The 24,945-nt window shown below is 62.2% G+C and carries 23 protein-coding genes; 11 read left to right on the plus strand and 12 right to left on the minus strand.

All coding sequences use genetic code 11. The annotated features are described in order from the left end of the window. Nucleotides 1-150 precede the first annotated feature (150 nt). From ACWPMZ_RS01760 to ACWPMZ_RS01770, 3 genes are all read left to right on the plus strand, one after another. Nucleotides 151-1,086 (plus strand): ImmA/IrrE family metallo-endopeptidase, encoded by a 936-nt coding sequence (locus tag ACWPMZ_RS01760; protein WP_455702315.1) that lies wholly within the window; start codon nt 151-153, stop codon nt 1,084-1,086. Nucleotides 1,087-1,309: 223 nt separating this feature from the next. Continuing rightward, a complete protein-coding gene (locus ACWPMZ_RS01765; protein ID WP_131621699.1) occupies nt 1,310-1,582 on the plus strand; it encodes a hypothetical protein in 273 nt (90 codons plus the stop codon). 267 nt (nt 1,583-1,849) lie between these two features. Next, nucleotides 1,850-2,248, plus strand: a complete 399-nt coding sequence (locus ACWPMZ_RS01770) for a single-stranded DNA-binding protein (RefSeq protein WP_455702316.1) — start codon at nt 1,850-1,852, stop codon at nt 2,246-2,248. A 70-nt stretch (nt 2,249-2,318) separates the two neighbouring features. Here ACWPMZ_RS01770 and ACWPMZ_RS01775 read toward each other — a convergent pair whose 3' ends face one another. Further along, on the minus strand, nt 2,319-2,585 hold the full coding sequence (locus ACWPMZ_RS01775) for a DUF6437 family protein (RefSeq protein WP_455702317.1): 267 nt from the start codon (nt 2,583-2,585) through the stop codon (nt 2,319-2,321). 348 nt (nt 2,586-2,933) lie between these two features. On the opposite strand from ACWPMZ_RS01775, the gene ACWPMZ_RS01780 reads away from it, so the two are divergent. The 4 genes from ACWPMZ_RS01780 to mobF all read left to right on the plus strand — a co-directional run bounded on the left by ACWPMZ_RS01780 (nt 2,934) and on the right by mobF (nt 9,439). Next, nucleotides 2,934-3,155: a hypothetical protein gene (locus ACWPMZ_RS01780; RefSeq protein WP_455702318.1), complete on the plus strand. Its 222-nt coding sequence runs from the start codon at nt 2,934-2,936 to the stop codon at nt 3,153-3,155. A 680-nt stretch (nt 3,156-3,835) separates the two neighbouring features. Then, on the plus strand, nt 3,836-4,165 hold the full coding sequence (locus ACWPMZ_RS01785) for a hypothetical protein (RefSeq protein ID WP_455702319.1): 330 nt from the start codon (nt 3,836-3,838) through the stop codon (nt 4,163-4,165). Further along, nucleotides 4,155-6,488 (plus strand): type IV secretion system DNA-binding domain-containing protein, encoded by a 2,334-nt coding sequence (locus ACWPMZ_RS01790; protein WP_455702320.1) that lies wholly within the window; start codon nt 4,155-4,157, stop codon nt 6,486-6,488. Before ACWPMZ_RS01785 ends, ACWPMZ_RS01790 begins: the two co-directional genes overlap by 11 nt. A 44-nt stretch (nt 6,489-6,532) precedes the next feature. Then, nucleotides 6,533-9,439, plus strand: coding sequence for a MobF family relaxase (gene mobF / locus ACWPMZ_RS01795; protein WP_455702321.1), 2,907 nt, complete (start codon nt 6,533-6,535; stop codon nt 9,437-9,439). A 397-nt stretch (nt 9,440-9,836) separates the two neighbouring features. On the opposite strand, the gene ACWPMZ_RS01800 is transcribed toward mobF, so the two are convergent. Together ACWPMZ_RS01800 and ACWPMZ_RS01805 are read right to left on the minus strand one after the other, a co-directional pair. After that, nucleotides 9,837-11,423 carry an ABC1 kinase family protein gene (locus ACWPMZ_RS01800; RefSeq protein WP_090483096.1) on the minus strand — a complete coding sequence of 529 codons (1,587 nt, stop codon included), beginning with the start codon at nt 11,421-11,423 and terminating at the stop codon, nt 9,837-9,839. Between the two features lie 4 nt (nt 11,424-11,427). Then, nucleotides 11,428-11,919, minus strand: coding sequence for a MarR family winged helix-turn-helix transcriptional regulator (locus tag ACWPMZ_RS01805; protein ID WP_455702322.1), 492 nt, complete (start codon nt 11,917-11,919; stop codon nt 11,428-11,430). A 125-nt stretch (nt 11,920-12,044) separates the two neighbouring features. Here ACWPMZ_RS01805 and ACWPMZ_RS01810 point away from each other — a divergent pair, with 125 nt between their 5' ends. From ACWPMZ_RS01810 to ACWPMZ_RS01820, 3 genes are read left to right on the plus strand one after another with little or no spacing between them, the layout of a single operon-like run. Next, nucleotides 12,045-13,172: an HlyD family secretion protein gene (locus ACWPMZ_RS01810; protein ID WP_061926347.1), complete on the plus strand. Its 1,128-nt coding sequence runs from the start codon at nt 12,045-12,047 to the stop codon at nt 13,170-13,172. After that, complete coding sequence (locus ACWPMZ_RS01815) at nt 13,169-14,740, plus strand: MDR family MFS transporter (protein ID WP_051051456.1); 1,572 nt, start codon at nt 13,169-13,171, stop codon at nt 14,738-14,740. Before ACWPMZ_RS01810 ends, ACWPMZ_RS01815 begins: the two co-directional genes overlap by 4 nt. A gap of 10 nt (nt 14,741-14,750) precedes the next feature. Next, a complete protein-coding gene (locus tag ACWPMZ_RS01820; protein ID WP_088711257.1) occupies nt 14,751-16,211 on the plus strand; it encodes an efflux transporter outer membrane subunit in 1,461 nt (486 codons plus the stop codon). Here ACWPMZ_RS01820 and ACWPMZ_RS01825 read toward each other — a convergent pair. The 6 genes from ACWPMZ_RS01825 to ACWPMZ_RS01850 all read right to left on the minus strand — a co-directional run bounded on the left by ACWPMZ_RS01825 (nt 16,141) and on the right by ACWPMZ_RS01850 (nt 19,657). Beyond that, a complete protein-coding gene (locus ACWPMZ_RS01825; RefSeq protein WP_082745685.1) occupies nt 16,141-16,635 on the minus strand; it encodes a hotdog fold thioesterase in 495 nt (164 codons plus the stop codon). The genes ACWPMZ_RS01820 and ACWPMZ_RS01825 overlap by 71 nt on opposite strands. Further along, nucleotides 16,632-17,537, minus strand: a complete 906-nt coding sequence (locus ACWPMZ_RS01830; RefSeq protein WP_088713301.1) for an alpha/beta fold hydrolase — start codon at nt 17,535-17,537, stop codon at nt 16,632-16,634. The genes ACWPMZ_RS01825 and ACWPMZ_RS01830 overlap by 4 nt, the downstream gene beginning before the upstream one ends. 237 nt (nt 17,538-17,774) lie before the next feature. Next, complete coding sequence (locus ACWPMZ_RS01835) at nt 17,775-18,410, minus strand: S24 family peptidase (protein WP_455702323.1); 636 nt, start codon at nt 18,408-18,410, stop codon at nt 17,775-17,777. Between the two features lie 307 nt (nt 18,411-18,717). Then, nucleotides 18,718-18,978, minus strand: coding sequence for a DUF6961 family protein (locus ACWPMZ_RS01840; protein ID WP_455702324.1), 261 nt, complete (start codon nt 18,976-18,978; stop codon nt 18,718-18,720). Then, entirely contained in the window at nt 18,918-19,055 is a 138-nt protein-coding gene (locus ACWPMZ_RS01845; protein ID WP_455704202.1) for a hypothetical protein, read from the minus strand. The genes ACWPMZ_RS01840 and ACWPMZ_RS01845 overlap by 61 nt, the downstream gene beginning before the upstream one ends. Further along, complete coding sequence (locus tag ACWPMZ_RS01850; protein WP_455702325.1) at nt 19,049-19,657, minus strand: thermonuclease family protein; 609 nt, start codon at nt 19,655-19,657, stop codon at nt 19,049-19,051. Before ACWPMZ_RS01850 ends, ACWPMZ_RS01845 begins: the two co-directional genes overlap by 7 nt. 130 nt (nt 19,658-19,787) lie before the next feature. Between ACWPMZ_RS01850 and ACWPMZ_RS01855 the strand changes: the two genes are divergently transcribed. Next, nucleotides 19,788-20,003 (plus strand): hypothetical protein, encoded by a 216-nt coding sequence (locus ACWPMZ_RS01855; protein WP_455702326.1) that lies wholly within the window; start codon nt 19,788-19,790, stop codon nt 20,001-20,003. Here the strand turns inward: ACWPMZ_RS01855 and ACWPMZ_RS01860 are convergent. From ACWPMZ_RS01860 to ACWPMZ_RS01870, 3 genes are read right to left on the minus strand one after another with little or no spacing between them, the layout of a single operon-like run. Beyond that, nucleotides 20,000-22,708, minus strand: coding sequence for a conjugal transfer protein TraG N-terminal domain-containing protein (locus ACWPMZ_RS01860; protein ID WP_455702327.1), 2,709 nt, complete (start codon nt 22,706-22,708; stop codon nt 20,000-20,002). The genes ACWPMZ_RS01855 and ACWPMZ_RS01860 overlap by 4 nt on opposite strands. A 13-nt stretch (nt 22,709-22,721) precedes the next feature. Next, on the minus strand, nt 22,722-24,170 hold the full coding sequence (locus tag ACWPMZ_RS01865) for a conjugal transfer protein TraH (protein ID WP_455702328.1): 1,449 nt from the start codon (nt 24,168-24,170) through the stop codon (nt 22,722-22,724). Continuing rightward, entirely contained in the window at nt 24,160-24,918 is a 759-nt protein-coding gene (locus ACWPMZ_RS01870) for a conjugal transfer protein TraF (protein WP_455702329.1), read from the minus strand. The genes ACWPMZ_RS01865 and ACWPMZ_RS01870 overlap by 11 nt, the downstream gene beginning before the upstream one ends. Nucleotides 24,919-24,945 lie beyond the last annotated feature (27 nt).

Genomic DNA, 24,945 nt, shown 5'->3' on the forward strand with positions numbered 1-24,945 from the left:
CTTCGCCAATCCGTTGCAACTCAGATCGTGCATCGCCGTTCAACGCGACTTCCATTTTGTCTGTCGATGTGCGAATCTGTGTCACCAGCACGGATGATGCATTCCGCCAGGAGGTGTGTCAACGCGTGCTGATCGCACAATCGGGTGAAAATGAACAATTTTGAGGAAAAGCTCGTCAAGGCGGTCCGCGCTAAGCGCGATCGCGAAGGGCTCAGCATCAGGGCCTTGTCGGGAATCGTTGGGATCAGCTTCTCGACCCTAGCCCGCATTGAGCGAGGGGAAGGGTCGCCCGACAACAACTCCAAGATTAGGTTGCTAGAGTGGCTTGGTCCCGACGCCGAGGAACATGAACTCGGCTTCGATGGTGTGGCGTTCGTGCATTTCCGCGCGGGGAAGAACGCGTCTTCAGGAACGATCCAGACGCTGCTGCGGGCCGCAGTATGCCTTCGGCAGCATTACGCCGATGGTGACAATTCGGAGCCAAGCAATCCGCCGACTGACGGTGACGCATTCCCGATGTCGAAGGAGGAGCTTGAGGGAACCGCCGAGAATTTCCGCAGAGACCTAGGGCTCGGTAAGAACGACCCCTTGGATCCGTTCCACCTCATCGTCGCACCTGTCACGGTCGAGCGGCTGCAATCGTCAACTTGTCTCGATGCCAAGACTCGCGATACGCTGGCCGGACCAGCTTGTAATGAGTGGTCGGCCATGAGCGTGCCCCTCAACGCGGCTCAGGACAGGTGGGTGGTATTTCTGAATGACTGCCATACGCTGGAGAGACAGCGCGTGACGCTGCTGGAAGAGTATTGGCACATATTGTCCGGCCATAAGCTCACGAAGATCGCGAAAATCGCGGACTCTTTCGGTCGCACATATGACAGCTCCGAAGAGCACGACGCGTATTTTCTAGCGTCAGCTACGCTCCTTCCGCGAGATGCTGTCAAGCATATGGTGGCACGAGGCAATGGCGCCGCAGAAATCGCGGCTTTCTATGGAACCTCGCCCGAGTTGGTCGAATATCGAATCAAAAGGCTTGGCCTTTGGCGGGAGCATATCGGCACCAGGGTAAGCCTAAGGTCGTCTTAGTATCTCGCAGTCCGCGCATCAGTGGAACTCTCGCTTGCTGCGGGCCATGATCGGCAGGTGAAATCCTCTTCCAGTTACGTTGCTCGCAAAGGTTCTCGCGGAGTTTCGAATCTCGCGTGCTCAACGCGATTGTCCGCTGCCGCTCCTCGCCTAGAAAGCGACGATCAATCCCGCCGCAAAGTCGCAAATGTCGTCCCCTGCGAAATGACGCTATGTCTTCGTCATGGACCTCGACGATCTGCTTCGACGCTACTTCTCATCCACCGATCTTGCAGCGGTAAGCCCCGACGTGCTGGCGACGGGTTTGGAGCGCTGCCAGGTCGATCTCGGCCTCGAAAAGGACCGCGGCAAGCGCTTTGCCCTGTGGGCGCTGCTTCACATGCTTGGCTCCGCGCCTGACCTTGAGGCGGCGTTCAAAGATGCTGACGACCGCGAGGCGGCCCGCAATTTCATGGACCTGCTGGCGGCCAGCGAGGGCGAGGGACCGGGCGGATAGGAGAGCGGGGTCCAAGGCCCCTTCGCTAAGCCACCCGAACCCAATCCGGCTTCTTCGCGAACAGTCCTGAATCAGGTCAGCTGAGGCCGGCAACGCCTTTGCCTTCGGGCCGTGTTGGCAGCTGCGCTGCCTGCCCGCACCACCCCTCGAAAAGGCGTTTCCCTTGGGCCTGACGGCCCTGCGGTGCAGCCCTCCCATGCCCTGCTTCTTCTGGATGTTCGCAAGCCGGAAATGGTTTCCGGTTTGGCACACCGAAGGACCAGTCACATGACCAATCTCGTAATCCTCACCGGCCGTCTCGCCCGCGATCCCGAATCCCGCGAGACCAAAGGCGGAACCTCCGTCACCGGCATCACCGTCGTCACCGACCGCCCCGCGCGCGACAAGGACGGCAAGACCTACAAGGATGAAAACGGCTACACCGCCAAGGACAGCGAATTCCACCGGGTGACCTGCTTCAACGGCCTCTCCAAGACCGTCGGGCAGTTCTGCACCAAGGGCCAGCTCGTCTCGGTCCAGGGCCGGCTTCACTACACCCAGTGGGAAGACCAGGATGGCGTCAAGCGCTACGGCTGCGAGATCCTCGCCGACAAGGTCGACTTCCTCTCGCGCGGCAACGCCAGCAATGGTGACGGCGATAACCGCGACGCGCCCGAGATCGACTGACGTCATCGATCAACCGGCGAGCGGCGAAGGGGCTCTGCCGCAAGCGCGGCAGGGCTCCTTCTCGTGTTGCTCAGGCAATAGCTGGCGTTCCGCTGCGACCGGATGCAGCCGGTTGGCTTCCCAGCCGCCGGAGCGCTTCGGCTTCACCGAGCTTGCCGAGCATCTCGCTGGCCTGTTTGAGGCCTTTCCTCGAAAACGCCTCGATACCTGATCCGAGGATCAGTTGCCCCAGCTCGAGAGCGGCTTTCTCTTCGAGTTCGCGTTGCCGCTCGTCGAGAGCTTGCCGGTCGGCTTCGAGCTTCCTGAGCGCATCGATCGCACTTCGTTTCGTCGGCATTCCTGGGGTCCTTTCTACGTCCCCTCTCTGATGCCTCCGCGGTCAAGTGTGGCGGGCTCACCGGGGTGTAGGAAAGAGTTTTTTGCGCTGCTCGATGGGCCCCGATTCATCCGAGAGGTTGGGAATGGTCCTGGCTCACGGATCGTCCATGGTGATGGCCTTGCGGCTCCCGCGTCAAGGACGGCGGGGCCCCACCATTTTGCCTCCCCTTCGCTTCGCTTCGGTCCGACAAAATCGTTGCCCCCACCGCCGCTGACGCGGTCGCCCGAAGGGCGATCCTGGACCCGGGAGCCGCAAGACCATCGGCCGACCTCCTGTCGTCTCAAGGACAGACATCAGGAGGATATCATGGCTTCACTTGCTCCAATCGCGTCGAACGCGGATAGCTACTTCGAAGCACTGGCGGTTGCCGAACGGCGCGCGCTGCACAGCTACTTCGATCAGCATATCGTCGAGGACGATGATCTGGGATACTTCGCGCTCGACGAGAGCGACTACAACGCCCTGCCGGCGCACCTGACGAACCGGGTGGTCCACACCGTGCGCGGGGGAATGCTCGACGAGTTCTGAGGGTGAACAGAGGGCGGGAGCCGGCGACGGTTCCGCCCTTTTTTCATACTCGTCGGATGATGGCGTCGGGGGATAAGGAGCGGGGCTGTGGACGCGCTCTGTCCCGCGCATCTGGCGATGCGCTCCTGAGGGCGCGGCCTTCTTGTATTGGGCCCCGCGCGCACTTGCGAACCGGCGGCGGGTCGGACCAGCGCGAAGCTGGCGGGAGCGACAGGCCCCGCTCCCTTGTTTCGCACATGGTCCTTTGCCGCCGCCTCTTTCGCAGGTGCGATCTCTTGTCGGGGAGCGGCCGAACATTATTTCCGTCTGGCTGACACGTCGCCGACTAGAGATTGCTCACGCTCCCTAAACGAAGGGCGGCAAATGCTCCCGGGAACACAACATCTTCGGTCACCGGCACTGGCCGTGCAATGGGGAACGGTAGGCACACCGTACGCAGCGGTGCTGCCGGATGTTTCAACGTCTCTTCAATGGGATACATCTCGATTTCGCGAGATGCAGCAACTGATTTGCCGGTGAGGCATGAAGCGGATTCGCAAATTGCAGGTAAATCACGCTGCCATAAGGCCTTGAACAAATGGGCGAACTTTCCGTTTTCCTACAGGCTGCCCGTGATTTAGTCTGATCCTCGCCTTCCGCAGGGTGAACCAGGTTCCTTATCGTTCAAGGAGCTTGGAAAAGTGCAACGTCATCAAAGTCTGCAGAGCTATGTCCCACCGCTTATCGCGGACTGGATCAGGGACCAGGCGCGCCTCAAGCAGGTCAGCGTCAGCATCGTCGTGCGCGACCTGCTGGTCGCCGCCTGGACCCGTGACAACGATGCGCTTCTGCGCCCCACCGGAGCCGATCCGGAGCGGCAGAGGGTATTCGCCACAGTCGCGCTCGACGCGCTGCTAACCCACCATTCCGACGATACGCTGAGGGAGCGCACGCTGGCTGCCTATCACCGCCGGCTCGAGCGGCTCGGTCTCATTCCGGCTTCCGGCAAGGGAGGCGAGCATGAAGCATAATCTGGTCAACTTCACCCGCGGTAGCCAGCTGCTGGGCCACTTCGGCTTCATGTTTGCGGCGGGCCTCAAGGGTCCGCTGCTTGTCACCGTGCTCGTCATTCTCGGTCTTGGCTGGTGGGAGGTCCAATCCTCGCTCAGCGAGCAAGAGGTCTATCTTCTGTGGATGCATCTCTACGCCTCCGCCTACGGTTTCATGGAGTTCGATCCCGCCAAGCTCGTGCACCTCAAACTGGGCGACGGCGAGACCGCCGCCTTTCCCATGTCGGTCGTCACCCAGTACCCGCCGATGCGCGCCGCGGTCGCCGCATTCGGGGAGGCCCTGCGGAGTACGTTCTTGGTTGCAAGCATGGTCCTCGTCCCGCTGTTCATCGCCTTCTGGTGGATTGCCGAACGCTTCGGCGAGCGCTCGAAACAGAAGAAGCATGTGCGCGGCTCTTCGCTCGCAACGCTGCCCGAACTGGAGCGCGACATCGCCCGCCACAACGCCCGCGAACGGGCGCGCGAATACGGCAGTGAAATGGGTTGGTCATGGCGTCTGGCCGGTCGCGCATCATTGCGCGAAGCGGGGCTCTATACTCCCGCACACCTCGCTGGGGTGAACTGGCCGTGGCGACGCGAGCAGAGCCACGCCATGCTGGTCGGGACCACCGGCACCGGCAAGACCGTGGCGCTCACCGATCTGGTCGCCGAGATCCGCGAGCGGGGCGAACGCGCGGTGATCTTCGATCTCACCGGGGCCTTCATCGAGACCTTCTACGAAGCGGACCGAGACGTCATTTTGAACCCGCTCGACGCCCGCTGCCCGGCTTGGAGCGTGTTTAACGACTGCACCTCGCGCGCCGAATTCCATTCCGCCGCTGAATCGCTCGTGCCCCACGACGGGGGCGGCTCGGAGCAGTTCTGGGTGCTCGCCGCGCGCACCATGTTCGTCGAGACCTGCATCAAGCTCGCCGCGGAAGGACGGGGCAGCAACCAGGCGCTCGCCGACGAGCTGATGAACGCCGACCTGCCCGATCTGCACAAGCTGCTCGAGGATACGATGGCGGGCCCGATCACCACTCCGAGCGCTGCCAAAATGGCGGAATCGGTACGCGCGGTGTTCAACGTCAACGCTAAGGCGATGCAGATGCTACCCTCGCACGGGGAGCCGTTTTCGATCCACCAGTGGGTCCGGGGGACATGCGAACCGGGCTCGCTGCTGTTCCTTTCGGCGCGCTATGTCGACATGAGCGTGCTCTCTCAGCTGCTCACGTTGTGGCTCGATACCGCGATTAACACGCTGATGTCCGGGCGGCGCACGCGCGACCTCAAACTGTGGTTCTTGATCGACGAACTCGGAGCGCTTCACCGCCTGCCTTCACTCGAGAAGGGCCTGCAGACCGCGCGCAACTTTGGCGGCGCGATCGTCACCGGTGTGCACGCTTTCGCCAAGCTCAAAGAGGTCTACGGCGAGAACATGGCGATGACCCTGTCCTCGCTTGCCAGGACCAAGCTGATCCTCGCCACCGCCGACCGCGAAACCGCGACCTGGTGCTCCGATGTCGTTGGGCACCGCGAGGTCCGCGAAATGGAAGAAGGCTACAGCTATGGCTACAACAACGCCCGCGACGCGGTTAGCCTGACGCCCCGCCGACAGGTCGTTCCCCTGCTCCTTCCGGACGAGTTTATGGAGCTTCCCAGCCTGTCGGGCTTCATCAAGTTTCCGGATGGTTTCCCGGCAGCGCCAATCACGCTTATCCCGCGCGATTGGCCACGGGTCGCCGAAGGTTTCATCGCGCGTGAGATGCCATCGCGAACCGGCGCAGCACACCGCAGCGACAGCGATCGTTCTGATACTCAGGGCAACGCTGAGCATTGCGCAGGGAGCGACGACGAGGGCGGCGAGCCGCGCCGTCTGGCGCGCCAGGATCGCCCATCGGTTGAACCGCAGAAGGCACCTTCGCGGAGCAATCGCGCGGCGCAGTCGAACGCGTCGGAACCGGGCAAGAATGGGAAGCAAGCTTTGGCCAAGCCATCCTTGCCCACCGATCCGGCAAGTAACGCGCGGCTTTCATCGCGGTCGAACGCGAGAGCAGAGACTGGCACTAACGCTCAATCCGAATTGCCGCTCGGCGAAGCCAGGGAGAGCTCGGAGGAGAGGTGTGGCCTGACGGACAAGCCGTCGCGCCCGGATGTCCCTGATCCGCAAGCCTCACAGGACGCGGCACGGGACCGTAACCGCACCGATCACCGGCAACAGGAGAACCAGCAGCGCGCGCTGCTCGGAGGCGCCGCGCGCGAACAGCAGGACCGCGACCTGGGCGATATCGGGCCCGATATCTGATTGCCTGGCGGGAGGCTTGAGGGGCCGAACGGGATCTGCCGCCAATGCTCTCTGTCGCCAATGTGCGCTCGCCTTCGGCCGCCGCGAGCTACTTCGCCGCCGACAACTACTACGCCAGCGCCGATGCCGACCGCTCAGGCCAGTGGATCGGCAAGGGCGCCGATCTGCTGGGCCTGAAGGGCCGCGTCGAGACCAAAGCTTTCGATGCGCTACTGCGCGGCGAGCTGCTCGATGGATCGAGCGTCGGCAATCCCGGCCAATGGCATCGGCCGGGCACCGATCTCACCTTCTCGCTGCCCAAGAGCTGGTCGCTACTGGCTCTCCTCGGCAAGGACGAACGGATCGTCGAGGCCTACCGTGAGGCGGTCATCGAGACGCTTGCCTGGGCGGAAAAGAATGCCGCCGAAACCAGGCTAGTCGGGAATGGGCAGGTGCGCACGGTCGCCACCGGCAACCTTGCCATCGGTCTGTTCCAGCACGACACCAACCGCAACCAGGAGCCCAACCTGCATTTTCATGCGGTCGTCGCCAATGTGACCCGCGGGCCCGACGGAGTGTGGCGCACGCTCAAGAACGACCGGCTGTGGTCGTTGAACACGCTGCTCAATTCGATCGCGATGGCGCGCTTTCGAACGAGCGTCGAAAAGCTCGGCTACGAGGCTGGTCCGGCGCTCAAGCACGGCAATTTCGAGGCGCGCGGGATCAGTCGCGAACAGCTGATGGCGTTCTCGACGCGGCGTCAAGAAGTGCTCGATGCGCGCCGCGGCACAAGCTTGGAGGCCGGACGGATTGCCGCCCTTGTCACCCGCTCGCCGAAGGAGGCGATCGAGGATCGCGGCGCGCTCGCCGTTCGCTGGGATCAGGCGGCGAAGGAGATCGGTCTCGACCTCAAGACGCTGGTCGAATCCGCACATCTGCGGGCCGCGCGGCAGGAGCGGGAGGCCGCGCGCCCGGCCACGCTGGTCGAGCGCGGTATCGCGCGTCTGCGGGAGTTTGCCGCGCGCATTTCGGGCGAAGAGCGCGACCCGCTGATGCCGAAACATGTGCTTACGAAGGGTCCCGAAGCCATCGCAGCGGCGCAGGCGGTCGCCTCGGGGGTACGCCATCTCTCGCAGCGGGAGGCGGGCTTCGAGCGCGAGGCGCTCTATAAGGCGGCGCTCGACTTCGGACTTCCCACAACGATCTCCAACGTCGAAACCGCCGTCCGCTCGCTGGTCCGCTCCGGTCATCTTCTGGAGGGGACGGGCAAGCACAGGGGCTGGGTCACGAGCCGCGAGGCGGTTGAAGTCGAGACGCGCATCCTTGCCGGGGCGGCTGAAGGCCGAGGCGCGATCAAGCCCGGAATTGCGGGTGACGAAGCTGAAAGCCGCGTTCAGGCTTCGGCCGAGATCAATCACGGATTCAAGCTCAACGAAGGACAGCTTGGCGCCGCGCGGCTCATCCTGTCCTCGGCCGACCGGACGATCGCCATCCAGGGCGTTGCGGGTGCGGGCAAGTCGAGCGTGCTCAAGCCGGTGGCCGAAGTTCTGCGCGAGGAAGGACATCCGGTGATCGGCCTCGCGGTTCAGAACACGCTGGTGCAGATGCTCGAGCGCGACACTGGCATTCGGTCGCAGACGCTCGCCCGCTTTCTCAAGGATTGGGGCATGCTGATCGACGAGCCGGGGAATGGCCCTAGTCACACCGAGGCGAAGGCGGCCTTGAGGGACCATGTCCTTGTCCTCGACGAGGCTTCGATGGTTTCGAACGCCGACAAGGAGCGGCTGATCCGCATCGCCAACCTGGCCGACGTGCATCGCCTGGTCCTGATGGGCGACCGCAAGCAGCTCGGTGCAGTCGATGCCGGCAAGCCTTTTGCGCTGCTTCAGCAGGGGGGCGTAGCCAAGGCAGAGATGAACGCCAACCTTCGCGGCCGCGACCCCGTTCTGCGGCAAGCGCAGGCGGCCGCGCAGGCGGGTCTCGTGCGATCGGCGCTGGACCACCTCAAAGGGCACACCATTGAAGCCGAAGGCGATGGAGCGATCGTCGCGGCGGAACGCTGGCTCTCGCTGCCGCCCTCTGAGCGCGAGCTCACGGCGATCTATGCCTCGGGTCGCGATATCCGGTCTGCGGTCAACGAGGCGGTCCAACGCGGCCTGCAGGCGAACGGGGAAATCGGCCCCGAGAAGATCGCACTCGAAGTGCTCGATCGTGTGAACTTGACCCGCGAGGAGCTGCGCTACCTCGCAGCCTACCGGCCCGGCATGATACTCGAGGTCGCGAAGGCCGAGCGTACTCTGGGGCTCAAGCGCGGTGAGTATGCTGTCAGCGGCATCGACGAGGCGAAAGGTGTCGTTCGGCTCCAGGACGATCGCGGCCGCCAGCATGCGATACGCCCCGCTCGGATGCGAAAAACCGGCACAGATGGCAATCTTGCGCTGTACGAGCGGCGCGAGCTCGAGGTTCACAAGGGCGACCGGATTCGCTGGACGCGCAACGATCACCGGAGGGGACTGTTCAATGCCGACCGGGCCACCGTGGTTTCAATCGAGTGGGGTCGGGTGACGGTGGAGACGTCCAAGGGCGAGCAGCTGCAGCTGAAAGAGGGGGATCCGATGCTGAAGCGGATCGATCTCGCCTACGCGCTCAACGCGCACATGGCGCAAGGGCTGACATCCGATCGGGGCATTGCCGTCATGGACAGCCGCGAGCGCAATCTTTCCAATCAGAAGACGTTTCTGGTGACCGTCACGCGTCTGCGCGATCATCTGATGCTGGTGGTCGACAGCGCTGCGAAGCTGGGAGGCGTGCTGGCACGCAACAAGGGCGAGAAGGCCTCGGCGCTGGAGGTCACCGAACGCCTGCGAGAAGCCGCGGCGAGCGGAGTCGCTAAGGGCCGTGCCGAGCAGCCTGGACGCGATTCCGAGCGCGAATTGTTCAAGAAGAACAGAGCGATCGATATCGCGATTTAGCGGTGAGCTGCTCGCAAAAGCTCCTTTCGCCATCGCGACGGAGTGTGGCTGTGAAATCGAGACTGCTCTAGGTGTAAAACGCGCTCCGATGCGTGCGGACGAGGCGGACCAAGCTCGGTTAGGTGAAAGTAGCGGATTAGCTCCACCTTCTCGAAAAATTTAGCAGCAGTGGCCGGCAGCTATGCGCCCCAATAGCGGCCATAAAGTCAGGCGAGGACACGCTTGAAAGCTGCCGTTCCAAAGTTTCGTCTGATTGAGGAAAATAAGCCTTCAATCGCAAATAGGTCGAAAAATTTTCTTCGCGATGCGTCTTGGTCGCTGAAGTGAGGCGCATGAAATCCTCGTTAAGTTCGGCTTTGCCGTATCGTGACCGTGCACGAATTAAGTTGCTCCTTCATTATGACTTTCGGATGAGCACCACCCCAGCAATCACAAGCGCGCCGCCAGCCAGAAGCCAGGATTGATCGACAAGCAACGCGCTAGCTATGATCAATGCGGCAGCTAGAGGGCCTTTCAAGGACTGACGCTCATTGCGAAGTCCAGCGAGCTGCTCGATACTGAGCGGATCGAGCTGAACCGGCACATATCCTGACTTTGCGATCGAGTTCGCAGTGGCAAGTATGTCGGGCAAGGACGCCGACAAACCCAGCAGCTGACCGCGAAGTCTCTTCAAACCCGACCGAGCGCTGCCGAGCGAGAACCGCTCGGCGAGAAGCTCCGTGATGATCGGCCGGGTCTCTTCGGCGATGTTGTAGTCCGGTGCCAGCGATCGGACGAAGCCCTCTGCAGTCAACAAGGTACGCAGAAGAATGGCCAGATCAGGTGGCAGAACCAGTCGATAATCCCGCAACAGGTCGAAAGCGCGGGAAAAAATCTGCGAGAACTCGATGCCAGATAGCACGGTCCCCCTGAACTCTCCGATCAACTGATCCAGATCCACCGCGAGCGCATCGCGATCCACCTTCGGCTCCCCCGCCCATGCGAGCAGGACATTCGCGACATCGCTGGTTTCCTCACCAGCGATCGCAAGGACGAGGCGGACGATCTCGTCGCGCCTGGCCTTGGTGAGCGTCCCGACCGATCCAAAGTCGATGAAGCCGACATCCTGCTCGCCGATCATGAAGACGTTACCGGGATGGGGGTCGCCGTGAAATTCGCCGTTCAGGATGATCATCCGCAGGACAGCGTTGGCATAGCTTTTAGCGAAAGCCGCCACCCGCGGGTCGCCCGATGGGCTGCCCAGCGAAGACGCGGGCCTGCCGTACAGGCGTTCCTGAACGTTCACCCGCAGCCCGGTCAGTTCCCAATGGATGGCCGGGGACCTGACGCCGATGGTATCGAGATATGCGCCGATCCGCTCGCAGGCTCGGGATTCCGCAGCGAGGTCCATCTCCCAGGCAAGATTGCGGCCGAAGGTCCGCAGAAACTCGACTGGCCGGTAACGCGCGATGTCCGGCGACCGTGCTTCCACGATCCCGGCAAGGCGTATAAGGAGGCGCACATCAGCCTCCATCCGAGCGGCAGTGCCTGGCCGCCGAACCTTCACGATGACCTCGCTTCCGTCCCGCAGTCTGGCGGAATAGGTTTGCGCTATGGAGGCAGAGGCCAAAGGCTTTTCGTCGAACTGCGCAAAGTCGCTCCGCCAGTCCTCACCCCAGCTTGAAGCAAGTACGGGCTCGATATCTGCGAAGGGCACTGACGACACCTGATCGTGCAGGGTTGAGAATGCCGTGATCCAGTGTTCGGTAAACAGATCGCTTCGGGTGGCGAGGAGTTGCCCCAGCTTTATGCCGACTGGCCCGATGTCACGGAGGAACGCCACAACTGCAGCCGGATGAAATTCGCGAGGATCGATGACATTGCTCGAAGAGGGAATAAATCCGAGGGCTCCGGCGAGATTCTTCGCGCCGTGCCTCATTAGGATTTGGCCGATCTCCGCGGCGCGAGCGATGCTGCTGATAGGCTTTTCCGGGGGCGATGCCATGATTTTACTCAGCCTCGGCCCGGAGTTGGTCCAGATTTTCCGATACCCTTTCAAGAGTCTGCTGCAACGTTTGCTTCTCGTCGGCGGCAATGTCGCGCCAAAGCAGACCATGAAGCCTATCCGCGGAGCCTCTCAGTTCGGGCAGCAGATCGTCAAGCTGCTCCGTGAGGATGAGCTGCCACGCTCGCCGATCCGTCTCAGCTCGAAGCCTTTTCATCAGCCCGCGTTCGCAAAGACCTGCAACCGCCTGGCCGATGGTCGCCGATTCCAGTTCCAGTTTCTTGGCGATTTCAGCCTGCGTAAGGGCAGGATCGCGAAGAAGTTGTCCGATGATCCTCCACTGTGTCTGATTGAGACCGATCCTGGCGACCCTCGCATCGTACACTCTGCGCGCGCCGCGACTGATCTCGTCCATAAGATAGAGAATGCGGTCATCATCGGTGATGACCTTCTGCCGACGCTGAGACCGTGACATGGTATCTGGTTTTTCATCCATAGCGCTGTGTAGTCGGATAGCCTCGGATGCCCAAATGCAAACTGCTAAATGCCTTTACTATCTGACTCACGGCTCATAGGGCGCGAGACGCGTTCACCTTTTACTGAGGCTGCCGAAAGAGTCAGATGACCGATAACTCCAACCAACCGGAGCAGGAGGGCACAACCCCAACGAAACCGCAATCGCGGCGTGGCTTGCGCATCGTGCTAATCATCGTTGGTCTTGCCGTGCTGCTTGGCGGGATCTGGTGGTACTACCGGCACGTAACCTACGGACAGTACATGCAGACGACCGATAACGCCTATGTCGCTGCCGACAGCGTCGTTATCTCTTCCAAGGTAGCGGGATACGTCGAAGAGGTCTTCGTGGGGGAGAACGAGCAGGTTGCTCGCGGCGGAGCCCTCGTACAACTGGATCTGCGGGATTATCAGGCGCAAGCGCAACAGGCGCGCGCACAGATCGCTGCGACCCTGGCCGGTGCCGACACAATCCGTTCTCAGGTAGCCGAACAGGATGCAGCCATTCGCCAGGCGCGGGGCCAACTCGCCGCCGCGCGCGCAGCACTGGACCTCGCGAACGACCAGGTGGCGCGATATCGGCCCCTTGCCGCGACAGGAGCCGAACCGCGGGAAAAGCTAGACCAGTATGAGGCGCAGGCGCGGCAAGCGCGGGCCGAACTCGTCGCCGCGCAGGCGGCGGTGGCTGCCGCGACCGCGCGCCGAGGGACCCTGTTCGAGCAGATCAACCAGACCCAGGCGCAGGCGGACGCTGCTCGCGCTCAGCTGGAAACAGCCGACCTTACGGTTGAATCGACCTTGCTGCGCGCCAGCAAGGCCGGCCGCGTCGGCGATCTCTCGGTGAGGGTGGGCCAGTTCGTGCAACCGGGTCAACGTTTGATGACGGTGGTTCCGGTGAGGGCGATCTACGTGACGGCAAACTTCAAGGAAACGCAGGTCGGCCTGATCCGGGCCGGCCAAAGCGTCAGGCTCGAAGTTGACGCCCTACCCGACCTTGAGATCGCGGGACGAGTGGTCAGCATATCGCCGGGAACGGGCGCGGAATTTTCCATCCTCCCCCCCGAAAATGCCACCGGCAACTTTACCAAGATCGTTCAACGGATACCCGTCCGCATCGGTATCGATGCTCCCCCTGAAGTGCGGCGTCTGCTCGTTCCCGGCATGTCGGTAGTGGCTACGGTCGACACCCGGAATGCTGCCGGCGAATTGGAAGAGATCTCGAGTCGGACTCAATGACCGAGATACTGGCAGCGCAGGACACTTCGATCGGGCCGGCCGGGGGCCGAAAGAACGCAGACGTGACTGCCTGGGTCGCTGTGGCCGCGGGCGCGCTTGGCGCCATGCTCGCGACGCTGGACATATCAATCGTCAATTCCGCACTCCCCGTCATTCAGGGCGAGATCGGTGCCACAGGCGCCGAAGGCACCTGGATTGCTACGTCATTTCTCGTTGCTGAAATCGTCGTCATTCCGCTGAGCGCTTGGCTCGAACGGCTGTTCGGTCTGCGAACCCTCCTCATCATCGCGGTTAGCGCGTTCACCGCATTTTCGGTGCTATGCGGGATTGCAACCGACCTTACGACCATGATCATCGGCCGAACGGGTCAGGGATTCACGGGCGGAGTCCTCATTCCGACCGCAATGACTATTGTGGCTAAACGATTACCGCCGCACCAACAGCCAATCGGAATGGCCCTGTTCGGCATGACTGTGGTTCTTGGCCCCGTGATGGGGCCATTGATCGGCGGCTGGCTGACCGAGAACCTGAGCTGGCACTATGCCTTTTTCGTCAATGTGCCAGTCTGCGCAATCCTGCTGCTCTTGCTGTTTATCGGGCTGCCTCACGAGAAGCCCAAGTGGGAATATCTCACGGACGCCGATTGGGCTGGCATTCTCGGGCTGATCCTCGGACTGGGCGGTCTGACTGTTGTACTCGAGGAAGGGCACCGTGAGGAATGGTTCGAGTCCTCACTCATTCGCTGGCTAACGGTGGTGACCATTATCGGCTTTGCCTGTTTGATTTACGGACAGGTGAAGGCACGCAAGCCAGTCTTGAAGTTGCAGCTCCTGTTCAATCGACAGTTCGCCAGCGTCGCGATCATGGCGCTCGCCCTGGGCATGGTGATGTATGGTTCGACCTATGTCATTCCGCAGTTTCTGGCGATCATCTCTGACTATAATGCTTTTCAGACGGGACTGGTCATCTTCTGGATGGGTGTCCCGGCCTTTCTCCTGATGCCGGTTCTGCCCCTGATGATCCGCAAGGTGGACATCCGCATTGCCGTCGGCACCGGAATGCTGCTGATGGCGATCAGCTGCTTTGTCAGCACGAGTCTGACCGCCGAATCCGGCGGCGCTGTCTTCACTGAAAGTCAGCTTATCCGCGGGGCCGGAATGATACTTGCGATGATGTTCCTGAATCAGGCAACGGTTGCGTCGGTGGCCAAGGAAGACGCGGGCGATGCCTCGGGCATTTTCAACGCGGCCCGCAATCTTGGCGGATCATTCGCCCTCTCGGCCCTCGCTTCGTTCCAGGACCAGCGAATTTGGCACCATACGAGGCGCATGGAAGAAACGCTGAATGCGAACAGCGTTTCGCTGCAGACCTATCTCGACGGACTGGCGCGAAGCTTGGGCGATATGGAACGAGCGATGGCGGCACTCGGCGGCACTCTCCAGCGCGAAGCGTTCATCATGACCTACAATGATGTCTTTCTGGTGATGGGACTTCTCACACTCGCGACAGTCCCGCTTGTTCTGTTCCTCAAGCCGCTTCCGGAAAATGTCTCCCTTTCGATGCACTGAGCCCGAGATTATGCGCCACTTGCTACCTCCGATTATCACTATCGCCTTGCTAGCTGGATGCACGGCTGGGCCCGATTATGCAGGCCCCCCGGAAGTTGTGTCAGCAGACACGGGCACTCGCTTTGTGCGCGCTGGCAGTGATGTGAGCGCATCTGATCCGGTTGTCGCTCAATGGTGGCTGCTGCTCGGCGATCCCGAGTTGACGCGGCTGGTGGAGGCTGCGCTGTCCGGCAACCCTTCGCTCGCCGCAGCGCAGGCGCGCATTGCCCAGGCACGGGCATCCATCAGGCAAGACCGTGCGGGTCGAATGCCATCGCTTGGGGCACAGGCCACCACCGTGCAGGGCCGGCTTCGTGGTCTCGACATTCAAGGCGGGGCGCCCCCCCCGTCAGAGCAAACCAATTCCGACGCAGAAACCGATGACTCGCTCAGCTTTTTCAATGTGGGCCTTAACGCCAACTGGGAGCTGGAGTTCGCCGGTGGCTCGCGCAGGCGCATTGAAGCCAGCAATGCCCAAGCTGCTGCAACGGTGGCCAATGCAGAGGACGCAAAGGTCCAGTTGACTGCCCAAGTGGCCAGCACCTACGTCAATTTGCGGGAGGCCCAATTCCGCGCAGAGCAATTTGAGGCGCAGATTTCGTTGCAGGAAGAGATCCTGGCGCTGACATACCAACGCTATCAGCGCGGTGCATTGCCGCTTTTCCCGGTAGGCACCGCGAATGCCGAACTGGAGATGCTCAAGTCACAACTTGCCGAAGCTGAAGCGGATATCGCAGTCCTGTCTGATGCACTCGCTATACTGACCGGACAGGTGCCGGGATCAGTTGATGCAGCGCTCACGACTGCGCATTCCATTCCCATGCCGCCAGAGCAGGTCGCGATCGGCGATCCGGCAAGCCTGGTGGCGCGTCGGCCTGACATAAGGGCGGCCGAACGGTCTCTTGCCGCGTCGACGGCGCGGATCGGGGTGGCCGAGGCGGCGCGGTTCCCGAAATTGTCCTTCACGGGGATCCTGGGCCTCGGCGGATCCTCGTTGGACGACGTTGTCGATGTCGGCGATTTCTCCGCACTCGCGATCCCACGCCTCCAGTGGAATTTTCTGGATTTCGGCAGGGTAGACGCTGCGATCGACCAAGCCGGGGCGGCGCGCAACGAAGCAGTCGCCAATTACCAGCAGACGGTGCTTCTGGCACTGCAAGACGCCGAACGTGCCTTGGCTCGCTTCGGCCAGCAGCGTGTGGCGCTCGCTGCCAGTATGCAAATCAAGAAGCAGGCTGACGGCGCGGCGGACCTGAACCGCCAACGTTTTGCCGCAGGAGCGATCTCGAAGGCTGACCTCAACCGGGCCCTGCGAGAACAGCAGCAGGCCTCAGCAGACCTCGTCCGGGCAAAAGGTGCCCTTACGCTGGCGTGGATCGCGCTGCAGAAGTCGCTGGGCCTTGGGTGGCAAGAGCCTGTTCGAGATCAATAGTCCCGCCGCGCTGATCAAGTGATCCGGTTGACGAGAAGTAGGCGCCCCTGCCGCTGGCGACCAACTTGTCGTCGGGCTCGAGAACCCGGGTTTCCGCCACCGAAATCTGTCGCCCGATCTTCACGATCTGTCCGTGAGCAGTGAGAGGTCCTGAGGTTGCAGGACGGTGGTAATCGACATGCAGATCGGCCGTCGCTCTCGCCGCGACGCCCCCGGCAAGCAGAGTATAAAGCCCGGTGAGGTCGACCAGTGAAGCCAGGATCCCTCCATGCGCCGACCCAATCATAGGGTTCGACACGATCTCTTCGCGCCATGGCATGGTGATCGCGATTCCCTGGTCGGAGCATGTTGCAATCTCCAGCCCAAGCCATCGATGAAACGGCGCGATATTCAGCATTTCCTGCAAGCGCTCTCGATCGATCATAGCTCCCTCGTCCCCTGTGGTTGAGCCGTATCGCAAGAGTGATGGGTTCGTAGGAAATCGACGATAGCGGCGGAGAAGGCATCGTTCGCATCGCCCACGACCATGTGCGTGGCATCGGCAATATCGGTGTATTCTGCATGGGGGGCGAGTTGTCGCAGATGCAAAACGGCCTCTTCGGAAACAAGATCGCTAGAGCCGCCTCGGATGAGGTGAAGCGGAAGCGTGAGATTCGCCGCAGCTTGGCTCAGCATTGCCGATTGACGTTCTTGGCTGTCTGGGTCGCCTTGTCTGGCTGACATTATATTACGGATAAACACCGGGTCCCAGTGCCAATAGAAGCGCCCATCCGACTTCTGCCGCAGATAGTTTTTCAGACCATCGCTCGCGCCCCGCTTGGGACGATGCGGCATGTAGCGAGCGATCACGTCGGCCGCCTCCTCTGGTGAGGCGAAGCCGCTATCGACATGCTCTTCCATGAAACCAACCACGCGCATCACACCGCTGGGCTCCATGCGCGGGGCAATGTCGACCAATGTGAGTGAAGCAAAGCTACCTGGAGCAAGCTCCCCTGCGGCAATCAGTCCAGCGAGCCCGCCCAGTGAAGCGCCAACCAGCGCTGGCTTCTGGTCCAGGCGCGACGCTGCAGCGACCAGATCCGCCGCGAAGTCGCGCATTTCATAAGCTCCGCATGGCGACCAATCGCTGTCTCCGTGACCGCGCATGTCGAAGGCGATTGCGCGAAAGCCGGCTTGAGCCAGCTCGCTGACCACCCTTCTCCACGCGCGCCGTGTCTGCCCGCCGCCGTGCGCAAGAAGGACGGGTTTAGCGTAGGCATCCCCCTCAGCCTCGGCTGTAAGAGAAATCGCGCCTGCGCCCTCAATCGTAAAGGTTTCTCTCGCCATCTCCGGATGGTAGGAAAGGCGCGCTAAATAGTAAACCAATTTAGTTTGTGGCTCTCGGCTCCGTGTTGGCTGTCCTGCAGGGGCGTTTCAACGACGGCAAAAGTCTATGCCAAGAGGGGTTTCTCCAGACCATTCTCTAATGCACCGGCTTGCGATTCGGTCAGCAGTCGCTGTCCGCTTAATCCGCTCAAAGATATAAAAGCTGCCTTTCCGCTTCCGGCCCAATTTCGGTCGATCCTAGAGGGCTCTCCCAAACCAGATCACCCGCCCGACCACGTGCACTTCGGAGCGGTTCATGTCGTTCCAGGTCGGGTATGCGGGATTGTCGCTAGCGATTGTGATTTGCCTGCCGCCTGGCTTGATGGCGACGCGCTTCACCACAAGTGCATCGTCGGCGCGCAGGACATAGATTCCATCGCGCAGCCGCGATGCGTGATCGGACGCATCAACCAACACTTCATCGCCGTCGCTTAGCGTGGGCTCCATGGAGTCGCCCATCACGCGGACGATCGACAGGCTGGCGCTCTTGGCCGACGTCAGACTGCGGAGCCAGCGCTCATCAAAGCCGAAGCGGGTGTGCGCAGCCTCGCTGGCCGCCACCGCGCCAAAACCAGCGGACGCCTCGACATCAAGCACGGGGATTTCCACGAGGCCATCCCAGACGACATTGGCTGGACCGCCGAAAACCTGCTCATCGACACCGAAAAAGCTCGCCAGTTTCCTGCGGTCTTCATCCTCGAGCTTGCGGGGCGAGCCTCGTTTGATGAACTGCTGGATGTAGCTGGCATTGCGCCCCAATAGCCTCGAGATCGAGGCATAGCCATATCTGTGCTTCTGGATCAGCCGGTCGAGCTCTTCCCTGACATTCTCCATGGATCGGTCCTTCGTGCTTCTCGTAGGGTGTAGGATTCTTCCTAGACTCACAAAACCCTTCCTAGTAGGAACATATCAGGAACACAAGCAAGATGCGAGTCGAGGCTAGGAGCGATGACGTTGTTGGACAGGATCGAGAGACACCTGATCACGTACTGCATTTCGGCGACACGCTTCGGCCGTCGCGCAGTCGGTGACCCGAGATTCGTGCTCGACCTGAGAAAGGGGAGGTGCCCCAGAAGGCGCACACTTGCGCGGTTGAACGTCTATCTCGAGTGGATCGAGAGCGGCAGATAGGGAAAAGACCCTATGAAGACCGCTTGTCTTCCTGCCTGCCGGCGAGACAATCAAAGCGGCGCGCAACCTCCCGCCATAGCCGAACCCCGTCCTGTTCACCGGATCGAGCAAGGGCGTCTATTTTTCGGGCAATGAAAGAGGGCCCGCGACTGCCGTGCGCCTTCTCAACCCAAAGCGCCATTCCCCACAATTCCTGTTCCGGCGTGAGCGTCACATCAGCCACCCGAGAGCGCCGGCGACCGCTAACAGCGTCGCCGCCCCGATCAACCACGCTTCGAGATGGAGCTTCCAGGCGTTTGCTTCGTCTTCGGCGCGCTCTTCGTCGGTCTGCCAATCCCGCATCAGCACCACGGCTCCCGCCGGCCCGTCCAGGTTCGGGCCAGATCCTCCGACACGAGCTGATCGCCCAAAGACCGGCCGCTTCGCACTATGACGCGGAGCTTGCGCCCGTACTGGTCCTCGTCCCGACTGCCGATCGAACGCAGTTCAAACTCGCCTCCGTTGAGCAGCACCAAAAGCCGATCGCGCGCACGAATTCCTCTCTCGTATTCGGCGCTGCATTTCGGCGAGGAAATCTCCGGCGTGTCGATATCGGCAATGCGGATCTTCGCGCCCTCAAGCCAGATCGTATCGCCATCGACCACGCACGTCTTTCGGATCGTTCCGCACACGGCAAAGGTGTGCGCCGCTTTGGCTTGCGCGCTAGCTGAATTAGTCGGCCAATTCGTTCCGACGAGCCCGCCGATAGCTCCCGCCAGCAGACCACCGCCAATAAGCATTGCGAGCGAGCGGCGCTTCGTCCGTTTCTGCCGACGTAACTCTTGGCGGAAGTCGAAGATCAGCGCACCCGGTCTGCTGCCGCACAGCTTCTTTGATCTGCGCCGGAACATCATGCCGAGGCCACACAGGTCGTGATGAGGAGCCCGCGTTTCATCCTGATTGTCTGCCATCACCCCTGAAACGAGCCAAGTCCTGCATATCGTAGTTCCGAAGCTTTTGTGCTAAGATGCGGGCACCTCCTCTCCCAATTTCTTTCAGAGAGCGGAGATGGGCGGCGCTGGTTTGTGAAGGAGATGGTCGATGAGCGATCCAGACAAATCCCGGAACGCCGGTGGCCAGGATTGGCAGGGCTTTCGCGAGGTCGACCGAGCCATCGCCGAGAACCGATTGACGGCTTACACCTGGAAGAAGACCTGGGCCGATCCCTGGGGCAGACTGAAGGTGATAGTCGTCACCCTGCTGTTTGCGGCTTTCTTGATCTACCTCGTAATTGATGAGGTGAACCGACTGAATTAAGGTCGCCACTCCTTAACACCGTCTGCCGCCTCAGCGGATGCGCCCTTTGCGTCGCGAGTCTGTCCATCGAGATAGTTCGTCAAAGTGTCGATCCGCTGTCCACCCTGCAGCTGAACCCGCTCGATGTCGTGCGCGATCTCCTCACGATCGCTTGACTGTTCAGTCAGGCCTACGCCTACGCCGCCGGGCCTGACCGAACCCCGCACATCGCCTTGAGAACTTACGTCGGGGCGTGTGACTGGCGCAAAGGAAGGCAGAACAAGCTCGTCGGCGATGTCATTATGCAACTGGTCCGCATAGCTCTCGACGAAGCGCGCCTGCAACTGCTGCCCTTGGGCGCTCATCTGGAACTCTATGTCATCGAAGTGCACCGGGCCGTAGTAATCCCGGTTGGCTTCGATCTCGGACATGCCCCACTCGCGATAGGCCTGGCTGAGATTGAGCGATCCGGTCGCGGTGGCGCTTTCGTACCAGCTCGCCTGATTCTCGAGGCGGCTGGCAAGCTCTTCGGCGCGGCGCGCTTCAACGATGTAGCTCTGCGCCTCTGTGAGCGAGGTGGTGAGACCCGAGGCGCTGCTCGAAACCAGCGCTTCCGAGCTCGAACTTGTCTCGCGCAGGAAACCCTCGCGCGTGTTCGACCAATTCTGGCTCTCGGAGATCTGCCTGAGCGCGCCGAGCACCCGCGACCGGTCCTCGGAAGCGATACCTATGTCGCTGTCGGTCCATGACTTGTTTCGCCCTCCGCTCACCTTACCGCCCAGTTCGACCGGCCCGAGTTCGCCGCCTGCTCCTGCGGAGGCTTGTCCGTTCAGGAACCATGAGACCGTGATGTCATCTGCGGCGCGGCGCGACAGGCCGAACTGCTGCTGAAGCGTGCGCGATGCATTGTCGACCTGGCTGAATGCGCTGCCGATACTGTCGCTGGTGGAGGTGCCGCTGACCGTCTCGTTTGAGCGGCTCGTCGACCAAGCATCGCGGAGTTCATGGAACCGGGTGACCGCCGAGCTGGTCGATTGCTGGGCGAGGTTCGAGAAGGTCTCGCTCTGGCCGCGGCTCTGGCTCGCCATGGTCGAGAGCCTGCCGCTGAAATCCTGGCCCAGCGTCGGGCTGAACGGATAGCTCGAGGTCGGCACATGGGCAAACTCGGCCCCGGGGAAACTGGTGGTCTGGGTGCCGCTGTCGCCGAAGCTGCGCGTCTGGCCCGTCCCATAGGCGATGTTGGGCGCAAGGTTGCCTTGCGCGAACTGGCGCGAGAACACGCTCGAGTTGTCGATGTTCGAATTGCCGAGCGAGACGTTGCCCGTGCTCGCCTCGCGCGCGGCCTCCTCGGCCGCGTTCTGGCTCGGGTTGAGGTAGGAGGTTGCCTGGGTGGAGATGGCCATGGCGCCCTTTGCCACGCCGCCGGCGAGGAACGGCACAGAGGCGACGAGATAGCCTGCGAGCACGCCGATATCGCTGTTGACGTCGCTCATTCCTCCAAAGGTCGCCAGACTGAGCCCGGTGCTGCCGCTCGCGGCGGCGACATCACTCGCGCCCTTGAACATCAGGATCATGTGCAGGATGACGAACAGCGGTCCCCAGGCGGCAAGATAGAAGAAGCCAGTGACGTAGCCTCTGAGAGCCAAGGGGCCGGTCTTGGGCATCAGGAACAGCGGAAAAAGCACCGGAAACAGCGCGTAGAACACGACGGTGAGCACGACATTGAGGATCGGTACCCACTTCATGGCATTGTGCGCGATCGAAGAGTAGGTCCGCTCGGTCTGGATATCGGCGCGGGTCTGGGCGAAGACGTCGACGCTGGTCGTGCCGCTCGCTCCGGCAAAGCCGTGCATCGCCTGGTTCATCGCATTGATGGTGAGGACCTGGCGAAAGATCGCGCTCGCGCTTTGCGAGACGCCGCTCAGATACTGATAGGCGACCGGCAGATCAGCGAGCAGCTTGGCCCTGGCGAGCGCTTCGGTCTGGCGGGGGTAGAGCTGGCGACCGGCGACCAGCGTCATCTCGTCGATCAGGCCCGCCCACTGGTTCGAGAGCGCGGTATAGGCCTCGCGGCAAGTGACGATCGAGGCGGTGACGCTGTCGTCGCCTTGGCGGGTGACGAACTTCTGCGCGCGCGCCGCGCTGCCCGGCGCGATGGTCGCCCAGATGTCACTGCTCTGCGACAGCTCCTTCATCGAGTAGCGGCCGAGCAGGATGTCATAGAACACGCATTGCCGGACATGCTCGTCGAAATTGGCGGCGAACTCGGGATCGTTGATGCGCAGCGAGCGCGTCGCCTCAAGCAGCCTCGCGCCATAGATCATCCCGTTCTTCGAATAGTTGAGATCGCTCGGCAGGCCGAAGACCAGTTCGGCCGAACGCGTGAGATAGTCACCGGCCTGGCTGGTGAAGCTCGCCATGAGCGCGAGCCCCAGAGGGACATTCGCGACCGTGGCAGGAGCGAGGCCCGGGTTGACGCGGTCGGTGACGTGAACGTCCATCCGCGGCACCATTAGGCACATGTAGATGAGCGTCGCGCCGAGAAACCAGTTGAGCCAGGCGCGCCAGTCCTGATTGAAGGCGAGCACGACGACCGCCAGCGCCATTCCCATCACCAGCGCGACCTGGATCAGGCTCTTGTAGCCGCCCGCCCCGGTCCAGGCGGCGACTGCGTTCAGGACGTTGACGATGTATTCGCCGCCGCCGACCGTGAATATCTCGACCACTTGCGATGATCCCTTACGGAACGATCGAGCGCGACTGCAGCCCGCGCGACCAGTCGAGCGCCGCAGCCATCGAGGGCGACATCGAGGCGGCGAGCATATTCTCGATCATCGCGGTCTTCTCGATGATCTGGACGATCGCGGTGATGCGCGCCTGTCCGTTGGCCTGCCGGTGCGCGAGCTGGCTGCGTACCTCCGCCACCTGCGCGCGCCACAGCGCGAGCTTCGCTTCGTCTGCGGCAATGAAACTGGCCATCGAGCGGCCAGCTTCGGAGACGATCCGCTCGAGGATCGCGTGGAGAAGATCGATGCTCGCGACTTCGGCGAGGGTCGCGCGATCGTCGGTCGCCATGCCCCGCCCGAACGCCGCCTGCACGGTGAGGATCTTGTAGAGCGGTAGCGACGCGACCTGGAGCAGTTCCTTCTCCGTATTGCCGATCGCGGTGTCGGTCCGAATGGCCTCGACCATGTTGCCGATCAGGAGGGCGACGCGCGGCCTGATAGCCTTCGCGCTGGCAAGGCTCAGTTGCTGGAACGTCGGGTTGAGACACTGCACGGGTTCGTCGCATTGGAAGACGCGCACGTTCTGGCCCTGCGTCCCGTCGAGCAGCGCGGTCACCAGCGTCGAGGAGGCGTCGCCGGCAAAGGGCACGAACTTGCCTGGCGCATCGTCCGCCGGCGGCACGTAGATCACCGTGCCGATCAGCGTCATCGCGTATTCGGCAAGCTCGCGGTCGAAGGTGCCGCTGGGGTTGAAGAAGGCGCTCTGCTTGAGGACATGCCAGGTGTAGTTGCGCGCGACGCCGGGATTGACGTCGGCGAAGTCCTCGCCGCCGTTCTCGTTGGTCGAGGCGCGCTGCCCCCGCGTGCCGCAGCCATGCTTGGCCGCGGCATAGTCGGTGAAGATGCCTTCGGAATTGCCGATCGCTTCGCAGATCGCCTTGTCGGCAAGATCGCCCTTCGGCCACACGCCCCCGACCAGGCCCTGCGCCATCTCGCAGGAGTTGATCGACAGCTCGTTCATGAGCTGCGCCTTCTGGCTGAACTCCTGCATGATCTTGTTGCACTCTGGGCAGATCGTGTCGATCGCGAGGCTGAAGGCGAAGCCAACCGCGTTGTTGGCGACGGCCTTCAGCAGAGCGACCATCTCGCTGGCATTTATGAAGGAAAAGGAGCCAGCGAAGATGTCGATCCCACCGCACCCGGCGCGCGCGCGCGGCAGCTGGAGATTGGCGATGTTGGTCGTCTTCTGCGGGAAGCGCGTCCACACATTGCCCATGCTGTAGTAGCCCGCCGACTGGCCTTCGAAGGCGGTCGGCCCGGTGACGTTTGCCGCCCCGCCCATGTCATCCATGAACCGATCCATGCTGTTGCCGACGTTTGCCGATGCGGGGGCCAAGATCGGGGCGGCGACCATGCTCGTCGCGGCGAGCGCAAGCGCAATGGTGCTGAGCCTAGTAATCATGTCCGGCTTCCTTCGAGGTGAGGAGGTAGATGCGGTCCTGCAGCTCGTCGGCCGAGAGCACGCCGTAGCCGATCGGGATCGGGCGTTTGCCGACGCTGTCCCACAACACCACCGCCGGGGTGATCCCGGGCTCGAGCCCCATGCGCGGCCGCTGGCCCTTTTCGACGCTGTAGTCCGGGAAGTGCCGCGACGGCCCGCCATCGGTCGAGATCGCGCGCACGGTGATGCGCCAGCGTGACGCGACCGCCTTGACGATCGGGCTCATGACCTCGCAGGCGCCGCAGGTCTGGGCGAAGAAGTAGAACAGGCCGTAGCGCTCGGAGAGCCGGGCCATCACGAGGTCGCGTTCCGTCGCGCGGGTATCCTGCCACTGCTTCTTGGCGAGCGCGCCGACGGGACGTTCGAGCGTGTAGTCGAGCGCCGGATCCTGCCAAAGCGCGCGCTGCCAGACGTCGGAGAACAGCGAGGCGCGGTCGAGCTGTTCGCGCTGGAAGCGGATGTAGGCGGCGACATTATCGGGCGTAGGGCGAAGGATCGCCTGCGCCTTCAGTTCGCGCAAGGTCCCCGTGATCGCGTCGAGCTCTTCCGAGGCACTTGTAGCGGCCTGCGGCTGCGGCTCTGTCTCACGAGGCGCGGGCGCAGGCCTCACGCAGTAGAACCAGTAGCCGAGCTTGCGCTCCGCGCAGTAGAGGGCGTCGGCCGCATCGGTTCGGGGGCCTGCGTCCTGAGCCGCCAGCGGGCCAGCCATGAACAAGCCTGTAGCCGCGCAGAGCGC

Source organism: Tsuneonella sp. HG222, assembly GCF_053819185.1.